This window comes from Edaphobacter bradus (assembly GCF_025685645.1).
GTDB lineage: Bacteria > Acidobacteriota > Terriglobia > Terriglobales > Acidobacteriaceae > Edaphobacter > Edaphobacter bradus.
Map to the genome: position 1 here is coordinate 169,121 of NZ_JAGSYF010000003.1, position 16,241 is coordinate 185,361.

General features: G+C 60.7%; 17 protein-coding genes. 11 read left to right on the top strand and 6 right to left on the bottom strand.

The features are described from left to right. Positions 1 to 9: 9 nt before the first annotated feature. A complete protein-coding gene (locus OHL16_RS13010; RefSeq protein ID WP_263367594.1) occupies positions 10 to 2,616 on the bottom strand; it encodes a GAF domain-containing SpoIIE family protein phosphatase in 2,607 nt (868 codons plus the stop codon). A 56-nt stretch (positions 2,617 to 2,672) separates the two neighbouring features. Continuing rightward, entirely contained in the window at positions 2,673 to 2,996 is a 324-nt protein-coding gene (locus OHL16_RS13015) for a ComEA family DNA-binding protein (RefSeq protein ID WP_263367595.1), read from the bottom strand. Between the two features lie 331 nt (positions 2,997 to 3,327). Between OHL16_RS13015 and hisI the strand changes: the two genes are divergently transcribed. The 8 genes from hisI (at position 3,328) to hisF (ending at position 9,547) form a co-directional block, all read left to right on the top strand. Continuing rightward, positions 3,328 to 3,666 (top strand): phosphoribosyl-AMP cyclohydrolase, encoded by a 339-nt coding sequence (gene hisI, locus OHL16_RS13020; RefSeq protein WP_263367596.1) that lies wholly within the window; start codon positions 3,328 to 3,330, stop codon positions 3,664 to 3,666. Continuing rightward, a complete protein-coding gene (hisG, locus tag OHL16_RS13025; RefSeq protein WP_263367597.1) occupies positions 3,666 to 4,571 on the top strand; it encodes an ATP phosphoribosyltransferase in 906 nt (301 codons plus the stop codon). The genes hisI and hisG overlap by 1 nt, the downstream gene beginning before the upstream one ends. Positions 4,572 to 4,638: 67 nt before the next feature. Then, positions 4,639 to 5,901: a histidinol dehydrogenase gene (gene hisD, locus OHL16_RS13030; RefSeq protein ID WP_263367598.1), complete on the top strand. Its 1,263-nt coding sequence runs from the start codon at positions 4,639 to 4,641 to the stop codon at positions 5,899 to 5,901. Then, complete coding sequence (gene hisC / locus OHL16_RS13035) at positions 5,898 to 7,037, top strand: histidinol-phosphate transaminase (RefSeq protein WP_263367600.1); 1,140 nt, start codon at positions 5,898 to 5,900, stop codon at positions 7,035 to 7,037. Before hisD ends, hisC begins: the two co-directional genes overlap by 4 nt. Continuing rightward, on the top strand, positions 7,037 to 7,636 hold the full coding sequence (gene hisB, locus OHL16_RS13040; protein ID WP_263367601.1) for an imidazoleglycerol-phosphate dehydratase HisB: 600 nt from the start codon (positions 7,037 to 7,039) through the stop codon (positions 7,634 to 7,636). Before hisC ends, hisB begins: the two co-directional genes overlap by 1 nt. Beyond that, positions 7,633 to 8,241: an imidazole glycerol phosphate synthase subunit HisH gene (gene hisH / locus OHL16_RS13045; RefSeq protein WP_263367602.1), complete on the top strand. Its 609-nt coding sequence runs from the start codon at positions 7,633 to 7,635 to the stop codon at positions 8,239 to 8,241. The genes hisB and hisH overlap by 4 nt, the downstream gene beginning before the upstream one ends. Before the next feature lie 120 nt (positions 8,242 to 8,361). Further along, complete coding sequence (locus tag OHL16_RS13050; RefSeq protein ID WP_263367603.1) at positions 8,362 to 8,763, top strand: YcxB family protein; 402 nt, start codon at positions 8,362 to 8,364, stop codon at positions 8,761 to 8,763. Between the two features lie 4 nt (positions 8,764 to 8,767). Then, positions 8,768 to 9,547, top strand: coding sequence for an imidazole glycerol phosphate synthase subunit HisF (gene hisF, locus OHL16_RS13055; RefSeq protein WP_263367604.1), 780 nt, complete (start codon positions 8,768 to 8,770; stop codon positions 9,545 to 9,547). Here hisF and OHL16_RS13060 read toward each other — a convergent pair. Next, on the bottom strand, positions 9,497 to 10,522 hold the full coding sequence (locus OHL16_RS13060; protein ID WP_263367605.1) for a CHAD domain-containing protein: 1,026 nt from the start codon (positions 10,520 to 10,522) through the stop codon (positions 9,497 to 9,499). The two genes, hisF and OHL16_RS13060, sit on opposite strands and share 51 nt — an antisense overlap. Here OHL16_RS13060 and OHL16_RS13065 point away from each other — a divergent pair. Then, positions 10,507 to 11,208 carry a 1-(5-phosphoribosyl)-5-[(5-phosphoribosylamino)methylideneamino]imidazole-4-carboxamide isomerase gene (locus OHL16_RS13065; RefSeq protein WP_263367606.1) on the top strand — a complete coding sequence of 234 codons (702 nt, stop codon included), beginning with the start codon at positions 10,507 to 10,509 and terminating at the stop codon, positions 11,206 to 11,208. The genes OHL16_RS13060 and OHL16_RS13065 overlap by 16 nt on opposite strands. Positions 11,209 to 11,249: 41 nt before the next feature. On the opposite strand, the gene OHL16_RS13070 is transcribed toward OHL16_RS13065, so the two are convergent. Continuing rightward, positions 11,250 to 12,284 carry a VWA domain-containing protein gene (locus OHL16_RS13070; RefSeq protein WP_263367607.1) on the bottom strand — a complete coding sequence of 345 codons (1,035 nt, stop codon included), beginning with the start codon at positions 12,282 to 12,284 and terminating at the stop codon, positions 11,250 to 11,252. A gap of 212 nt (positions 12,285 to 12,496) precedes the next feature. On the opposite strand from OHL16_RS13070, the gene OHL16_RS13075 reads away from it, so the two are divergent. Together OHL16_RS13075 and OHL16_RS13080 are read left to right on the top strand one after the other, a co-directional pair. Next, positions 12,497 to 13,789 carry a VWA domain-containing protein gene (locus OHL16_RS13075; protein WP_263367608.1) on the top strand — a complete coding sequence of 431 codons (1,293 nt, stop codon included), beginning with the start codon at positions 12,497 to 12,499 and terminating at the stop codon, positions 13,787 to 13,789. Between the two features lie 14 nt (positions 13,790 to 13,803). After that, on the top strand, positions 13,804 to 14,679 hold the full coding sequence (locus tag OHL16_RS13080) for an EamA family transporter (protein ID WP_263367609.1): 876 nt from the start codon (positions 13,804 to 13,806) through the stop codon (positions 14,677 to 14,679). A gap of 359 nt (positions 14,680 to 15,038) precedes the next feature. Here OHL16_RS13080 and OHL16_RS13085 read toward each other — a convergent pair whose 3' ends face one another. Next, complete coding sequence (locus tag OHL16_RS13085) at positions 15,039 to 15,845, bottom strand: polyphosphate kinase 2 family protein (RefSeq protein WP_263367610.1); 807 nt, start codon at positions 15,843 to 15,845, stop codon at positions 15,039 to 15,041. A 72-nt stretch (positions 15,846 to 15,917) separates the two neighbouring features. Further along, complete coding sequence (locus OHL16_RS13090; protein ID WP_263367611.1) at positions 15,918 to 16,130, bottom strand: Sec-independent protein translocase subunit TatA/TatB; 213 nt, start codon at positions 16,128 to 16,130, stop codon at positions 15,918 to 15,920. Between the last annotated feature and the right edge of the window lie 111 nt (positions 16,131 to 16,241).

Sequence of the window (16,241 nt, forward strand, 5' to 3'; positions counted from 1 at the left end):
AGGCGCTCTTCAACTCACGGCGCAGATAAGCAGGGTCATGTCGTCGTGTTGCGGAGCTGCGGCGGTGAAGTGGTCGGCCTCATTGAAGATGCAATCGAGAAGTTGCTTTGCTGTGGTCTTGCAGTCGGGGCGCGCGAGCAGGGCCTGTGCGGCGGCGATCATGCGGGGTTCGCCCCACTCTTCTTCGGCGGCGTTCATGGCCTCGGAGATGCCGTCAGTGAAGGCCACCAGCATGTCTCCAGGGTGCAACAGGATGCTTGCGCGGCAGTAAGAGACCTCAGGCAGAAGTCCGATGACGGTTCCAGTGGAGTGGAGCGCGATGGCCTCAGAGCCGCGAAGGATGACCGGAGGATTGTGCCCGGCGTTGACGTAGGTAAGCAGACGCGTGGCAGGATCGAGCTCGGCATAGAAGAAGGTGGCATAGCGGTTGGACGTCGAAGACTCGTAGACGAGCCGGTTGACATGGCGCATGAGCGTGCCGAGGTCGCCGGGCTGGAGCTGCGCGGCGCTGCGCAGGCTGGCGCGGAGGCTCGCCATAAGCAGCGCGGCGGAGATGCCCTTGCCGGAGATGTCGCCGAGGGCGAGGGCGAGGCGCTCGTCGCCCTCACCGGCGGGGAGGATGAAGAAGTCGTAGTAGTCGCCGCCGACGGCTTGGGCCTGACGGCAGTGGCCGGCGAGATCGATGCCGGGGATGGAGGGGACGACCTGCGGGAAGAGATGCTGCTGGACATCGCGGGCGATCTCGATCTCGCGCGAGATGCGCTCGCGGTGGGCGACCTCGGCGGTGAGGTTCTGGAAGAGCTCGGCGTTTTCCAGCGCGAGACCGGTCTGCGTGGCGACAGATTGAAGGAGCTGGCGGTCGGTGCGGGAGTAGGGCTCCTCGGAGCGCTTGGGGCCGAGGGCCATGACGCCCTCGAGACGGTTGCGGCCGGGGAGCGGGACGAGGAGTTCGGCCGAGAGATCGCTGAGAGCGGCGCGCTCGGCGTCAGTGGCGTCGACGAGCCAGCTTGAGGGGTCGTCGCGGTAGACAGGCTCAGGCTCGGGGCTGCGAGCATGCGCGAGCCTAGAGATGACAGCGAACGTTGCAGATAACGCGAGCGAGCCAGGCGCGAGAGGGGCTCCGGTTGCGAGCTGGAGATGATAGGCGTCGCCTGAGCGAAGGAAGACAGCGATGCGATCGACGTGCAGAGTGTCGCCGATGCGCTGGGTGATGGTGGTGAGGAGCGGCGTGACCTCAGTGAAGTTGCGGACCTCGTCGGACAGCTCGGAGAGCACCTGCTCGGCCGAGTAGGCTTCGCGGAAGAAGCGCTGGTCGATTTTTTGTTGAAGGCGTTTGGCCAGGGGGTAGCGGAATCCGAGGAAGATGGCGATGATGCCGATGATGCCGATGAGATCGACAGCGCGATGTTGATGTGGATAACGAATGAGATGGACGATCGAGGCGATCATCCAGATGGCGAGCAGCGCGAGGATGACGACGATGGTGCCTCGGGCGAAGGCGTACTTTGTGCCTTGGCGAATGAGGATGCGGACGTCCATCGCGCGCTGGACGACGACGACATAGGCGAGGGTGAGGGGAAAGAGAAGAAGGATGACGAAGACTGAGATATCGAGCCACTGCGGGATGCCCTGCCCGAGATCGACGTTTCGATAGGCAGCATAGAAGACGAGGAAGAGTAAGGGCGTGAGCCCGATGCTGGCTCCCCAAAGCATGACGACGATGCGGCGGCGAGCGTCGCCTGCCAATGCGGCTCGCTTGACGCCGAGCGTGGCGAAGAACCAGCTGATGGCCAGAGCCGCGAGCACGTTTTCCGTGAAGTTGATGGCGTACGTGGGTCGTACCAGCCAACTGCCGGCGGTGAACTTCCAGGCATCGCTGTAGTAGTAGATGAGATCCAGCGGCATGAAAGCCAGGATGGAGATGGTGAGAACCCATTTGACCCACGGAAATCTGACGTCAAGGCCGGAGTGCTGCGGGAAGTAGACGCCCAGAAACATCAGGCAGAGCGGCATGGCGGTCTGGGCGACGGTGTTCCAGAAGATGGCAAATGCAAAGAGAATGCCGCCGGAAAACTTGCCGTAACCGATGAACAGGGAGTCGAAGTAGCCGAGGATTCCCAGGATGAGCCAGGCGTGCGGATTGTGCGGGCGTGCGAGCACAACCCAGACGCCGATGAGGAGAAAGAGCAGCGGAAGCGCGAGAAAGATGCTTCGCGTAATCCAGAGATAGAAGGGAGCGGGGGTAGCACGCTCTGGCGCGAGCGCGATGGAACCACTCTGCACGCCAGTGTCGCCTGGATGGGTCCAGGTGATGGCGAGGGGAGCGCCAACATGGCTGCTGCGAACCTGGGCGATGAGTACGACGCGGCCGGTGAACCGCTCGCCACTAACAGTAAGGACAGTGTCGCCCTGCCGGAGTCCCGCCGCCTGGGCCTCGGGCTCCATGGACGATACTACGGGCGTGAGATCGGTAGTGATGAAAGGCGTGCGAGGGCTGGTCTGGCCGCGGACCAGGTTACGCAGATTGTTCGACAGCCCGACATAGAAGTGCGACAGCGCAAGAACGGCCACAAGCGCGAGGAGCCCGTACTGGAGACGTGCGGATCGCTGCAACATAAATGGGCTGGCAGCATGGTAGCAGCCAGCCGGGGTCTCTTTCGGGTATCGTCAGGCTACTTCTTGGGCTTGCTGGCGATGATCTGGTCTTTGATCTTGTCGTAGACGCCCTGAGGAAGAATGCCGCGGCTGACGAGCTGGTTCTTCGCGGTGTAGGGGCGGCCGTCGATGATTCGCTTCGCATAGACGTCTCCGATGCCCTTGAACGCCTTGAGCTGGTCGGGGGTGGCAGTGTTGATGTCCAGTTTGTCGGCATCCTGAGCAGCGGCTTTGGCAGTCGACTTGGCGGCACCCTGCGCAAGAATGGAGGCGGGCGAAGCAACCAGAACCGGAGTCGCGAGGAAGAGTGTTGCGGCGAGAAGCTTGTTACGAAGATTCATCGTGGATCATCTCCTTCGAGAGATACTGAACAACGCTTCAACCGGAAGAGTACGGGAGCGGTAGACCCTCGTCAATGAACAAGTTGACGGGCATCAGGTTGACTTTGCGACGGCATGGCAGCTACTCTTGAAACTAGCGATGCGTTTGCTGAACCTCCATCACGGACATCATCACCATCATCATGCGGAGAGCGTGTTGGCGGCTGTGTCCGGTATGGCGAAGTAACGAAACGCATACCAAGGGATTCTGAAAGGCCCGCTGACGCGCACATCGCGAGCGGGCCTTTTTGCTGCGCGGTTTCGCTTCAACGGAAGAGAGTGAGGAAGAAAAATGGATGCAGTGAAGATCGATTTTGCGAAGATGGATGGGCTGGTCCCGGGAATCGTGCAGGACGCGAAGACCGGCGAGATGCTGATGCTCGGCTTTCTGAATGAGACCAGCTACCAGAAGACTCTGGAGACAGGGTTCGTCACTTTCTGGAGCAGGACGCGCGGCAAGCTGTGGATGAAGGGCGAGACGAGCGGCAACCGCCTGCGCGTCATCGAGGCTTCGACCGACTGCGACAACGATACGCTCCTCTTCAAAGTCGAGGTCGAGGGCGATGGGCTGGTGTGCCACGAGGGCACTGTGAGCTGCTTCACCAAACCGATTGTGAAGGGAACAAAATAATGAGCGAGGTGAAGTTGAGCGAGACGAGCGAAACCGGGAAGCTGAAGCTGGGGATTCCTAAGGGTAGCCTGCAGGATGCGACGATTGCGCTGTTTGAGCGCGCTGGGTGGCGGATCTTCGCCAGTGGACGCAGCTACTTCCCTACGGTCGATGACGCGGAGATCGAGTGCATGCTGGTGCGGGCGCAGGAGATGGCTCGCTATGTGGAGCACGGTGCGCTGGACGCGGGACTCACCGGTAACGACTGGGTCCTCGAAAACGAGAACAATGTGGAGTATGTCACCAGCCTCACCTACTCGAAGCAGAGCCGGCAGAAGGTGAGGTGGGTGCTCGCAGTGCCCGAGGATTCGCCGTTCCAGAAGCCGGAGGACCTGGCAGGCAAGATTATTGCAACGGAGCTCGTCGAATTTACGAAGCGATACTTTGCTGCGAAAAATATTCCAGTGAAGGTGGAGTTCAGCTGGGGAGCGACCGAGGTGAAGCCGCCGACGCTGGCCGACGCGATCGTTGAGGTGACCGAGACCGGAAGCTCGCTGCGCGCGAACCGGCTGCGGATTATCGAGACGCTGATGGAGAGCGAGACGCAGTTGATCGCGAACAAGGCCGCTTATCAGGACGACTGGAAGCGGCGGAAGATCGAGAACATCTCACTGATGCTAAATGCGGCAATCGCGGCGCAGGGCCGCGTGGGGCTGATGCTGAACGCGCGCAAGACAGATCTGCGCGAGATTCTGGCCGTGCTGCCGGCGCTGAACTCACCCACGGTGTCGCAGCTGAGCGATGCGGAGTGGGTCGCGCTGAACACGATCCTGGAAGAGGCCGAGGTCCGCGAGGTGATTCCGATGCTGAAGGCGGCAGGCGCTACGGGGATTGTGGAGTATCCGCTGAGCAAGGTTGTGCTGTGAAGCAGCCTCTAGCTTTTAGCTAAAGGCTAGAAGTTAAAAGCTAGAAGCTGGTTCTGGAGTTTGGTTAATGAAGCTGGTGAAGACATTTGGCCGGACCGCGAAGACCGCAGCAGCGCTGATTGAGACGCTGGAGCGGCGCGGCGCGGTGAGCACAGCGAAGGTAGAGCCCGTGGTGCGGCGGATTCTTGCTGATGTTCGCAAGGGCGGCGACGCTGCGCTGCGCCGCTATGCCACCAAATTCGACGGGCTGGCTAAGCGCTACGGTCTACTGGTCTCACGGAACGAGATGCAGGCAGCGTGGGAGGCTACTGCGCCTGAACTGCAGGCCGCGATGATGGTGGCGCGAGGGAACATTCTCGCGTTCGCCGAGGCGCAGCGGCCGAAGGAGTGGATGATCTCGCCCGCGGATGGAGTGAAGACCGGGCAGATCGTGCGGCCGCTGGCGAGCGTAGGTTGCTATGTTCCGGGAGGGCGGTATCCATTGCCTTCGACGCTGCTGATGACGGTGACTCCGGCGCAGGTGGCCGGGGTGGAGCGAGTGGTGGTATGTTCGCCGAAGCCCGCGCGAGAGACGATGGCGGCAGCCTGGCTCGCTGGCGTGACGGAGTTCTATCGTGTGGGTGGAGCACAGGCGGTTGCCGCGATGGCCTATGGCACGAAGACGGTTGCGCGTGTGGACAAGATCGTAGGGCCGGGGAATCTGTTTGTAACTGCGGCGAAGACGCTTGTCGCGAGCGAGTGTGGGATTGATATGCCTGCAGGACCGACTGAGATCGTCGTTACGAGCGAGACGGGAGATGCGGCTGGAATCGCAGCGGACCTGGTCGCGCAGGCGGAGCACGATCCTGAGGCGCTGGCGATTCTGATCACGAGCAACGAAGCTCTGGCCAAGGCTGTTGCGGTAGAGGTGAAGCAGCAGGCCAAAGCGAATTCGATTGCAAAGCAGTCACTAGCAGCACAGGGATGTATCTTTGTGACGAAGACCGTGGCAGAGGCTCGTGAGTTGACGAACCGGTTGGCTCCGGAGCACTTGACCGTAGATACTGCGGCGGACCTGAAGTGGGTTCGCAACGCGGGCAGCGTGTTTGTGGGAGACTATGCTCCGCAGTCAATGGGCGACTATGTCTCCGGGCCGAACCACGTGCTGCCGACCGGACGCGTGGGCCGTGTGCGCGGCGGACTGAGTGTGATGGACTTCGTGAAGGTGATTACGGTGCAGGAGTACTCGCGCAACGGACTCAGGAAGATTGGGCCGCACGCGATTGCATTGGCTGAGGCTGAGGGATTAGTTGCGCACGCGGAGAGTGTGCGAGTGAGGATGACGCGATGAGTGTTGTTTCAGAGGTAAAGACAGTGAGGCCTCGCCAGCTGGTGCTGGAGATGCCGGAGTACCACCCACCGCTGGCCGGGCGCGAGGCCCTGAGGCTGGACTTCAACGAGAACACCGCAGCTCCCTCTCCGCGTGTGATGGAGCGGCTGCGGCAGATCACGGCCGAAGGGCTGACGAAGTATCCGGAGCGCGAGCCGGTAGAGCGAATCGTCGCAGCGCACTTTGCGCTGCGGTCCGATCAGGTGCTGCTGACCAACGGCGTGGATGAGGCGATCCACCTGATGTGCTGTGCGTTTCTGGACGAGGGCGACGAGGCGCTGATCTGCACGCCGACCTTCTTTATGTACGACGTCAACATCACCATGATGACGCGCGGGCTCGTAAAGGTGCAGGCCGATGAGACGCTGTCGTTTCCGTTTGAGCGATTTCTCGCGGCGATCACGGAGCGGACCAAGCTGATTATCGTCGCGTCACCGAATAATCCGACGGGCGCAGTGGTGAGCCGCGAGCGGCTTCTAGCAATTGCCAATGCGGCTCCGCACGCTGTGCTGATGGTCGATGAGGCCTACCATCACTTTGGCGGCGAGTCGGTGATGGGCGACCTAGCAGCAACTCCGAATGTGATCGTTGCGCGGACGTTTTCCAAGGCGTACGGGCTAGCGAATCTGCGTATCGGCATGCTGGCCGGCAGCGCGGAGCTGCTGAAATATCTGCGGAAGGTGAGCTCGCCGTACAACGTGAACGGCGTGGCGCTCGATTGTCTTTCTGCGGCGATTTCAGACGAGACCTATCTTGCGTGGTACGTCGAGCAGGTGCGCGTAGGCCGCGAGCGGATGATGGCCGGGCTGGATGAGCTTGGCGTCGGATACTTTCCGAGTGCAGCGAACTTTGTGCTGATGAAGATTGGACCGAAGCATAAAGAGCTAGTGGCTGCGATGCGCCGGCATGGCGTGCTGTTGCGCGATCGCTCGACCGATCCGGGATGCGACGGCTATGTGCGGATCACGATCGGCGTGGAAGACCACGTGACGCGCGGGTTGGAGGCGCTGAAGGCTTCGCTGGACGAGATTGGATGGAAGCGAGTCAGCGGGTCGGCGGGTCAGCCAGTCAGCGAGGGCGTGAGGGAGTTCGAGTAATGGCCAAGAGTGTGAGAAGCGCGACAATCAAGCGAAACACGACAGAGACGCAGATTGCGCTGAAGCTGGTCGTCGATGGGCAGGGTGTCTATAAGGTCTCGACGGGGATTCGGTTCTTCGATCACATGCTGGAGCTGTTTACGCGGCATGGTGGATTCGATCTGACGCTGGCGTGTAAGGGAGACCTCGACGTCGACCAGCATCACACCGTGGAGGACGTCGGCATCGCGCTGGGCGAGGCCTTCAACAAGGCGCTGGGCGACAAGAAGGGCATCATGCGCGCCGGATACTTTGTGATGGCGATGGACGAGACGCTCGCCGTGTCGGCGGTCGACCTAAGCGGGCGTGTCGCGTATGTCGTCGATGACAAGGTGAAGGTGCGGCTCGTGGGAGACTTCCAGAGCGAGCTCCTCGCGGACTTCTTCGATGGTTTCGCTCGAGGTGCGAAGGCGAATGTGCATGTGAAGACGATGTACGGGCGGTCGAACCATCACAAGATCGAGGCGATCTTTAAGGCGTTTGCGCGTGCGCTGCGCGGGGCTTGCTCGCGGGATGAGCGCATGAAGGAGATTCTGCCGAGCACGAAGGGACTGCTGTGATTGCCGTCATCGACTACAAAGCGGGCAACCTGACCAGCGTCGTGAAGGCGCTGCGGTATCTGGGTGCGGAGACGCAGGTTACGCAAGACCCGGCGGTGGTACGCGCAGCATCGAAGATCGTGCTGCCGGGAGTAGGACACTTTCAGGCGACACAACTGTTAAGCGATCTCGGCCTGACCGAAGCAGTGCGTGAGAGTGTTGCAGGGGGCGCGTGGTTCCTGGGGATCTGTGTTGGGTTGCAGTGGTTGTTTGAGGGATCGACGGAGGCTCCGGCGACAGCTGGGCTGGGACACTTCGCGGGAATGTGCGAGCGCTTCCCTGCTCAGTACAACGGCGCGGAGCTGAAGTCCCCGCATGTGGGATGGAACTCGCTGGAGAATGTGCGGAGGGATTCGAAGCTGCTGCGCGGTATTGATGATGGCGGGTTTGTTTATTACACGCATTCGTGGCGGGCTCCTGTGAGCGAGGCTACGGCTGCGACCACGAGCTACGGTGGGGCGTTTACTGCAGTGGTTGAGCGGGACAATGTGATGGGTGTGCAGTTTCATCCGGAGAAGTCGGCGACGGTGGGGATGCGCGTGCTGAAGAACTTTGTGGAGTTGTGATTGAGCTTTCAAGTCCATCGATATCGTCTTACGTATCCGGAGTGGATCTCTGGCCTACGGTTTGCCAGAAGACGAAATCTTCTCTGGACGATCCGCTTTTTTCTTAGCTGGCTCGTTCCTATGTTTCTTGCCTACATGATTGTTGCCGTTACGTGGAACTTCACTCGCGGCAAGGCGAAAGGTTCGGATGCATTGTTTGGAGCAGGAGTATGCGTGGTTTCGCTCATCTTGCTTGTTGGTTATAGGGTCTTTCGACTTCGAAGGACTTACGCGACGGCGGCGTTTGTAAAGAACCCGGAAGGAATCGCCGTGGCTTTTGACAAAGAATACTTTGTGTCTGGCCTGCCAGGTCGGAGCGAGACACGCTTTCTTTGGCCTGCAATTTATGACTTCGCCGAGAATGAGCGAATTGCGCTTGTGTATTTGTCCAGGCGTAGTTTTATCGTGATTCCAAAACATGCGATGCCTGAAGAATCCTGGCGCGAATTTCGTTCCTTTATTCCGCAACGAAGGCAGGAGTAATAAAATGCTGACCAAAAGAATCATCGCCTGCCTTGACGTACGCGACGGACGTGTCGTCAAGGGCGTGCAATTTGTGGACATCGTCGATGCCGGCGATCCGGCGGAGTTGGCGCACCGCCATGCGGCTGCGGGAGCCGACGAAATCGTGCTGCTGGACATTACAGCCACGCACGAAGGACGCGGGACGCTGCTCGATACGGTGAAGCGCGCGGCGGCGGAGTTATTTGTTCCCTTCACTGTTGGTGGCGGGATTCGCAGCACTGAGGACGCAGCGGCAGTGTTTGATGCGGGTGCGGACAAGGTGAGCATTAACTCGTCTGCGATTGCGAGGCCGGAGCTGATCGCCGAGATCGGCGGAAGCTTTGGCGCACAGGCCGTGATTATTGCCATCGATGCGCGGCGCGCGGCTGGCTCGGCCGATCCGGTGGGTGATGCAGAGGTCTACGTGAGCGGCGGGCGCAAGCCTACCGGGCGCAAGGTCATCGAGTGGGCCCGCGAGGCTGAGCAGCGCGGTGCGGGCGAGATTCTGCTGACAAGCATGGACACCGATGGCATGCGCTCGGGCTTCGATTGCGAGCTTACCGCGCGGGTGAGCGAAGCGGTGCAGATTCCGGTGATCGCCTCCGGAGGCGCCGGCACGGCGGGCCATTTTGTGGAGGTGTTCGGTAGAGGCAAAGCCGATGCGGCGCTCGCGGCGAGCATCTTTCACTTTGGAGTGACGGATTCCCGGGAGCTAAAGGCTGAGCTGAAGCGGGCCGGAGTGAGCGTGCGGCTGCCCTGCTAGAGCAACGACTGCATTCAATTCATAAGCTAGCGGATCCCCTTCCTCCGACGCTTCGCCGTGCTCCGTGACTGCTGCGCTCCGCTTGGAGGGCTTGCTGAGAAATCTCTTTCGCATCGCGTTGGATAGCGAAAGAGCGTGGTGGAACTTCACGGCGACGACGGACCGAATCTCTTTCAGGATGGGGGCACCTTTCGATGCGGGAAGCACGTCGGTAGCAATCTCAAGCAGAGTGGTGCAGTCATGCCATTCACCGATGGCATCTTTGATCTCGCCCAGAGCGGAGATCCAGGTTTCCGGAGGATGCTCTTCGAGTTGAAGCGTATATCGCAACTGCTTCACCTTGAGGCGAAATTCGTGCATGTTGCCGCTCGCCAGCCGCGGCCAGTGCCGCAGCTCATCCAGGAGCTTCAGCGCAACGGACGTCGCATGTGTCTGCGACGCCTTCTGAACCATGGACGAATACCTCTGCAGGTCTCTGCCGGCCTTCTTTCCGTGCTCTCGCACCAGATCACGAAGCCTGCGCGCGGATCTTCGCCGCCGAACGGCAAGATGATCGCGGAGTTGAACGAAGCAGTCCTCCTGGCTGTGCGAGGTCAGGGTGGCGATGAAAGCCATTAGCACGTCCATGTCGCGGACCTTTCCGGCACGTCGACGGATGGAGGCGATCGTCTTGAGACGGTCTTCCGATGACTTCTGGCCGAGGGCGAGAATGTGCGTCAGCGCTTCGAACTGACGCACCTGCGTGCGAAGGTCGTGCACGTCTTCCGGCGCGCTCCATCGTGACTTGCGCTTCAGTGACTTCCTGAGTTTGTCTACGACCTCACCCGCTTTTTTGGTGTCCAGCGCCATGAGAGTCAGACGTCGAGAGGCTGAAGGCGGTTGGATGTAAGACTGCGCGGTCAGCCCGCCGCCGTTTCCTTGCACATAAGCATAAGACAGAATCCTGAGACAATCTTTGTATGTTGATTCCTTCAATTGATCTGATGGGTGGCCGGATTGTGCAACTGGTGCAGGGCGAGAAGCTGAAGCTGGCCTTTGACGATTTTGAGTACTGGATCGAGCGGTTCTCAAAATATCCGGTCGTGCAGTTGATCGATCTCGACGCGGCCATGCGGCAGGGCGAGAACCGTGCGCTGATTGAGATGTTCTGCAAGCGGCTTCCCTGCCAGGTTGGTGGCGGTCTGCGGACCGCTGCCGATGGTCGGGCTCTGCTGGATGCCGGTGCGAGGCGGGTGATCTATGGGTCGAGCCTGTTTGGCGCGGCGCAGGAGGGCGAGGCGCGGCGGCACAAGCTCATTAGCCTGGAGTTTGCCGAGGAGTTGAAGAAGACGCTAGGCGAGGAGGCGCTTGTCTTCAGCGTGGATACGAAGGGCGGTCAGGTTGCAGTGAAGGGGTGGAAGGACTCGGTCGCGCTGACTCCTGAGGAGGCAGTGACGTGGCTCGAGGACTACTGCGCAGCGTTCCTCTACACGCACGTCGATACTGAGGGCACGATGACTGGATTTCCGATTGATGTTGCCGCGATTCTGCGGGCGACGACGGCGAAGCAGTTGATCGTCGCGGGCGGCATCAAGGAGCGGGCCGAGGTGGACGCTCTGGATGCGATGGGCGTGGATGCCGTTGCCGGAATGGCAGTCTATTCGGGCGCGATGGAGGCCTAGATCCTCGACGAGCGACTGGCTGTCGATGACCTGAATTCGGCTCAGTTGCCCGCGTTGTCGGCGATGGCGTAGTAGCCTTTGCGGGCCTGAACTTTGGTGTCCTTTCCGCAGGAGATGTTGAGGGTGCGGAAGGACCCGTCGAACTTGGTGTTTGTCGGCGTGTAGCTGGCGAGGTACTGGGTGCGGAGCTCGTCCTGAATCTGGTCGAAGGCCTCCTGCAGCTTCTTGCCATTGTTGCCAACGTTGATGACGCGGCCTCCGGTCTCGCGGGCGAGACGTTCCATATCGCCTGCGCCGCTGTAGACCAATCCGTAGTTGCCGTAGAAGCCACGGTCGGCGATGAGGATAACGTAGACGATGGCGTTGGCCTTCTGGGCAGCCTCGGTGGCAGTCTTCAGGGTCTCCTGCGAGCCTTGGTCGCCGCCATCGGTGAGCAGGACGAGGATCTTGCGCCCGGCCTCCTGGCGGAGCTTGTCGTTGGCGGCGAGGTAAACCGCGTCATAGAGCAGCGTGCCTCGCGGATTGCTGTTGCCTGTGACTGAGCCGGTTCCGGCGCCGGTGTTGATGCTGGCCTTGTCCATCGCGCGCTGGATCTCGCGCGGGCTGTTGGTGTAGTCGGCGAGGAGGTCGACGTTGATGTCGAAGGAGATCAGGAAGGCCTCATCCTTGGGAGTGAGGACGTCCTTGAGGAATTCGGCTCCGGCCTGCTGCTCGAGCGGGAGTACGTTCTGCTGGCTGCCGCTGGTGTCGAGCAGTATGCCGATGGTAAGGGGAAGTTTCTTTTCCTGGGTGAAGTTCTTGATGGTCTGCCGGTTCTTGTCTTCGAGGATGGCGCAGTCGTCCTTGTGCAGGTTGGTGATATAGCCGTTCTTGTCACGGACGGAGAAGTAGACGTTGACAAGGTTGACGGTGACCTTGAGAGTCTCGGTTTCGAGGCCCTCGACGGGCTTGGGCGGCGGAGCGTCGCTGGCCGGAGGCGGACCACCAGGCGAGGGGGCCTCCTGCGCGTGGAGCGAGGCCAGAGCGGGAGCGATGGCAAGACATAGAGTTGCGAGAGCGAGTTCGAAACTGCGCATGCTGTATTAGACGATGAAGGACGGAACTGTGTCAGCGGAAAAGTGCCGGTGCAGGGCGAGCACAACGTTGAGGTTGCGGTCTGCGTCCAAAGGTAGCGGAGACCGGAATGGCGGCGCAGGGTGTGCGCTGGTAATCTGATAGCTGGCAGATTTCGGCAAATGGCCGCCGGGACGGAAGTGTATGGGGGTAGTGCTTGGTAAGGGATAGCGTATTGGCGGGAGCCCTGGCGATGATGATGCTGGGGCCGCAGACACAGCAGACGGCGCAGCAGCAGGCCATTCCTGATGGTCCGAGGCCGCAGGTGACCCTGCCTACGGCGGGTGCGGTCAGTCCCGGCATGGGCACGACGCCAGACTCAAACGGCGATACCACCACGACAACCCCTGATGACAATAAGGTTCCGAACAGCCTGCCGACGTCTCCGCCAGCGCAGGAGAGGCTCGATGACGGACCTCTGCCCGAGATTCCGGCGCCGGGCGAGGGGCCGAAGAACTTTACGCTGATCGTCCGTTCGAACTTCGTCGAAGTCCCCTTCACGGTGAAGGACAACAAGGGCAAGCTGGTTCCGGGGATCAAGCCGCGCGAGGTCCGGGTGTATGAGAACAACCTGCGGCAGCAGCTCGCCATTTTTACGGTTGACCCGTGGCCGCTGTCGGTGGCGCTGGTGATCGACCAGAGCCTGACCTACGACAACATGACGAAGGTGAACAACTCGCTCGCGGCGCTGCAGGGAGCGTTCGCGCCCTACGACGAGATGGCGGTCTTCACCTACAACAACGGGCCGCAGATGAGGACGGACTTTACCGGGGCGCAGAGCGACCGCTTGAAGTTTACTCTCGAAACGTCGAAGGCCTCGGGCCGTGAGCCGCTGATGCCTCTGGGCGGACCGATGGCAGCCACGAACAACATCAACAACCAGAACTTCGACCCGAACACGGCGCCGGTGCGGAACAATCGGGGCATCGAGCTGAATCCGCCGAAGGAAGTGCACACGCTGAACGACGCGATCCTGGAGGCAGCGAGGTCTCTTACCAAGACGGGCAAGGGACGGCGGCGCGTGATCTATGTGATCAGCGACGGCAAGGAGTACGGAAGCACGGCGAAGTTCAAGGACGTTGTGAAGTACCTGCAGCAGAACAAGATTGCGGTGTATGGCACGCTGGTGGGCGACTCTTCCCTGCCCGTTATCGGATTTCTGGACCACATTCACCTGCCTCTGACGATGCGCGACAACGTTCTTCCGGCATACGCCTACGCCACGGGCGGCAGCTTCGACGCCGAGTTCCGGCAGAGAGGCATCGAGCAGAGCTTCGCGAAGATCTCCGAAGAGGTACGCACGCAGTACACGGTCGGCTACTACTCGCATGAGGACTTTATCGACGGCAAATACCGGCAGATCGAGGTGAAGGTGCTGCGGCCGAATCTGACGGTGCTGGCGAAGAAGGGCTACTATCCGACTGCGGGCGACTCCCGTCCGACGAACGTAGTCAGGCCGTCGAACTAGGCCGGCCCTCGACGATGTTTGCGAGCAATGCGCTGATGGCGCTGGCTGCGGCTGTGCTGTGGGGCGGCGGCGACTTTTCCGGCGGAATGGGAGCTAAACAGGCGGGCGGCGCGATGGGCGGCGCGCTGCGTGTGGTGCTGTTGAGCCATGCGACAAGCCTGAGCGTGCTGGTGGCGATCGCGTGGCTGCGCGGCGATGCGTTTCCTCATGGCGCTCCTCTGGCGTGGGGCCTGACGGCGGGCGTAACGGCCGGCCTGTCGCTGACCGGGTTCTATGTTGCGCTCTCGCGCGGGGCGATGGGGGCCTCGGCGGCGGTGAGCGGACTGCTGGCGGCGGCGATTCCGGCGGCGGTTTCGATGGCGCGGGAGGGTTCTCCGGGAACGCTGCGGATCTTCGGTTTTCTGGTCGCCGGAGTCGCGATCTGGCTCATCGCGGCGGGCGAGAATCCTGAGGCTGTGCCGGCGTCTCCGGGAACAGTCTGGCTTGCGGTGCTGTCGGGTGCTGGCTTCGGGGTTTACTTTGTTGCGTTGAAGTTTGCCGGCACTGCCGCAGTAATCTGGCCGATGGCGACGGCGAGGATGGGGAGCCTGACCGTGTGCTCCCTGCTGCTGGCCGGGCTCATGCTCGGACGGAGTCCGCTGCGGAACGGCCGACTGACATCGACTGCAGTGCTGTGGGTGCTAGGGACGGCTGCGCTCGATACGTCAGGGAACATGCTGTTTATCGCCGCAACACGCGCCGGAAGGCTGGACGTGGCTGCAGTGCTGGCCTCCCTGTACCCGGCCTCAACGATTCTGCTGGCGGCGTGGACGTTGCATGAGCGGCCTACGCGGCGGCAGAGTCTTGGGATGGCAGTGGCGGCAGCGGCGGTCGTGATGGTCACGCTCTGAGGGTAACCCCCTCCCTCCTCTTTTTTCGTAAAATATTCATTTCATTTGGCTTAGCTGCTGACCTCTGCCGCAAAATATTCCATCTAAAGGACTTAATGGTCAAGATATTCAAAATAAATGAGTTGCGGATAAACGCGAAGGCCCCGGAGGATTTCCGGGGCCTGTTCTTCTTTGGACTACTTCGAGTTTAGCAAAATGAGTGAAACTGCTCTGCCACTGGTATGTGGTTTGTTTTGTTATGGTTAGTGCGTATGGGGACTTGACAGCCTATTTTTGCTGAATTCTAAAGGGTATGTATTACAAACTATTGGCTACAAATGAGTTACCTGAGAAATCGACAAGCGTTCTGCAGACCCAGGTCAGAGATGGACTTTGGTGGGGTCCATGGAGGGTTTGGGGTAGGTGAGTTTGAGGGACTTCATGGCATCGACGATGATCTGCGAGACAGCGATGTTGCGGTACCACTTGTGGTCCGACGGGATGACGAACCAGGGGGCGTGCTTTTTGCTGGTGGCGGCGATGGCGTCGTTGTAGGCCTGCTCGTAACGGGGCCAAAAGCGGCGCTCGATGAAGTCGGACTCGGAGAGCTTCCAGTGCTTGTCGGAGTCGGCGATGCGGGACTTGAGGCGGGCGGTCTGCTCGGCGCGGGAGATGTGGAGGAAGAACTTGAGGATGACGATGTCGTTGTCGTAGAGCGCTTGCTCGAAGCGGTTGATGTCGTCGAGGCGTTTGTCGATGGTCTTTTGCGGGAGAAGCTTGTGGACGCGGGAGACAAGGACGTCCTCGTAGTGGGAGCGGTTGAAGATCTGGATCATGCCACGCGGCGGCAGCTGGGAGTGGACGCGCCAGAGGAAGTCATGGCGCGACTCGATAGGCGTGGGAGCCTTGAAGGCAGAGACGTCGCAGCCCTGGGGATTGACTCCGGAGAAGATGTGGCTGATGGTACCGTCCTTGCCTGCGGTATCCATACCCTGGAGGACGATAAGGATGGCCTTCCGCTGGCCTGCGTAGAGGACTTCCTGGAGGTCTGCAAGCTGTTTGCGATGGCTGTCGAGGACGGGAGCCGCGGCCTCCGGGGACTGGAAGGCGCCGGTGGAGGACGTGGCAATGCGCGAGAGTCTGACCTGAGTTCCGGGCTTGATGAGGTGCGGAGACTTCAGCTTCATGTGCGGCCTCGTGAACGACGCAGAACAGCCCCTCGCACGACGGATCGATGGGGAGGGGCCGTTGGGTACTGCTTACTTGTTGACGGTGGTCTCGCCGGGCTTGGTGGCGGTGGAGTTGTCAGTCGGCTTGTTGACGTCGTCGGTGACACCCTTCATGCCCTCTTTGAATCCACGGAGCCCCTCGCCGAGCCCCTTGCCAAGCTCTGGCAGCTTCTTGCCACCGAAGAGGACAAGAACAACGATTGCGAGGACGATGAGATGTGTCGGTGTAAAGAGTTCGCCCATACCAATTTCTCCCTTGCAGCCGGAAACTCTGAAAGCACCGTGCGGCATTGCTCCCTATTGTCGCACAAGGAGAACGCTGCTGGTACGGCGGCAGAGGGACGCAGAAACGTT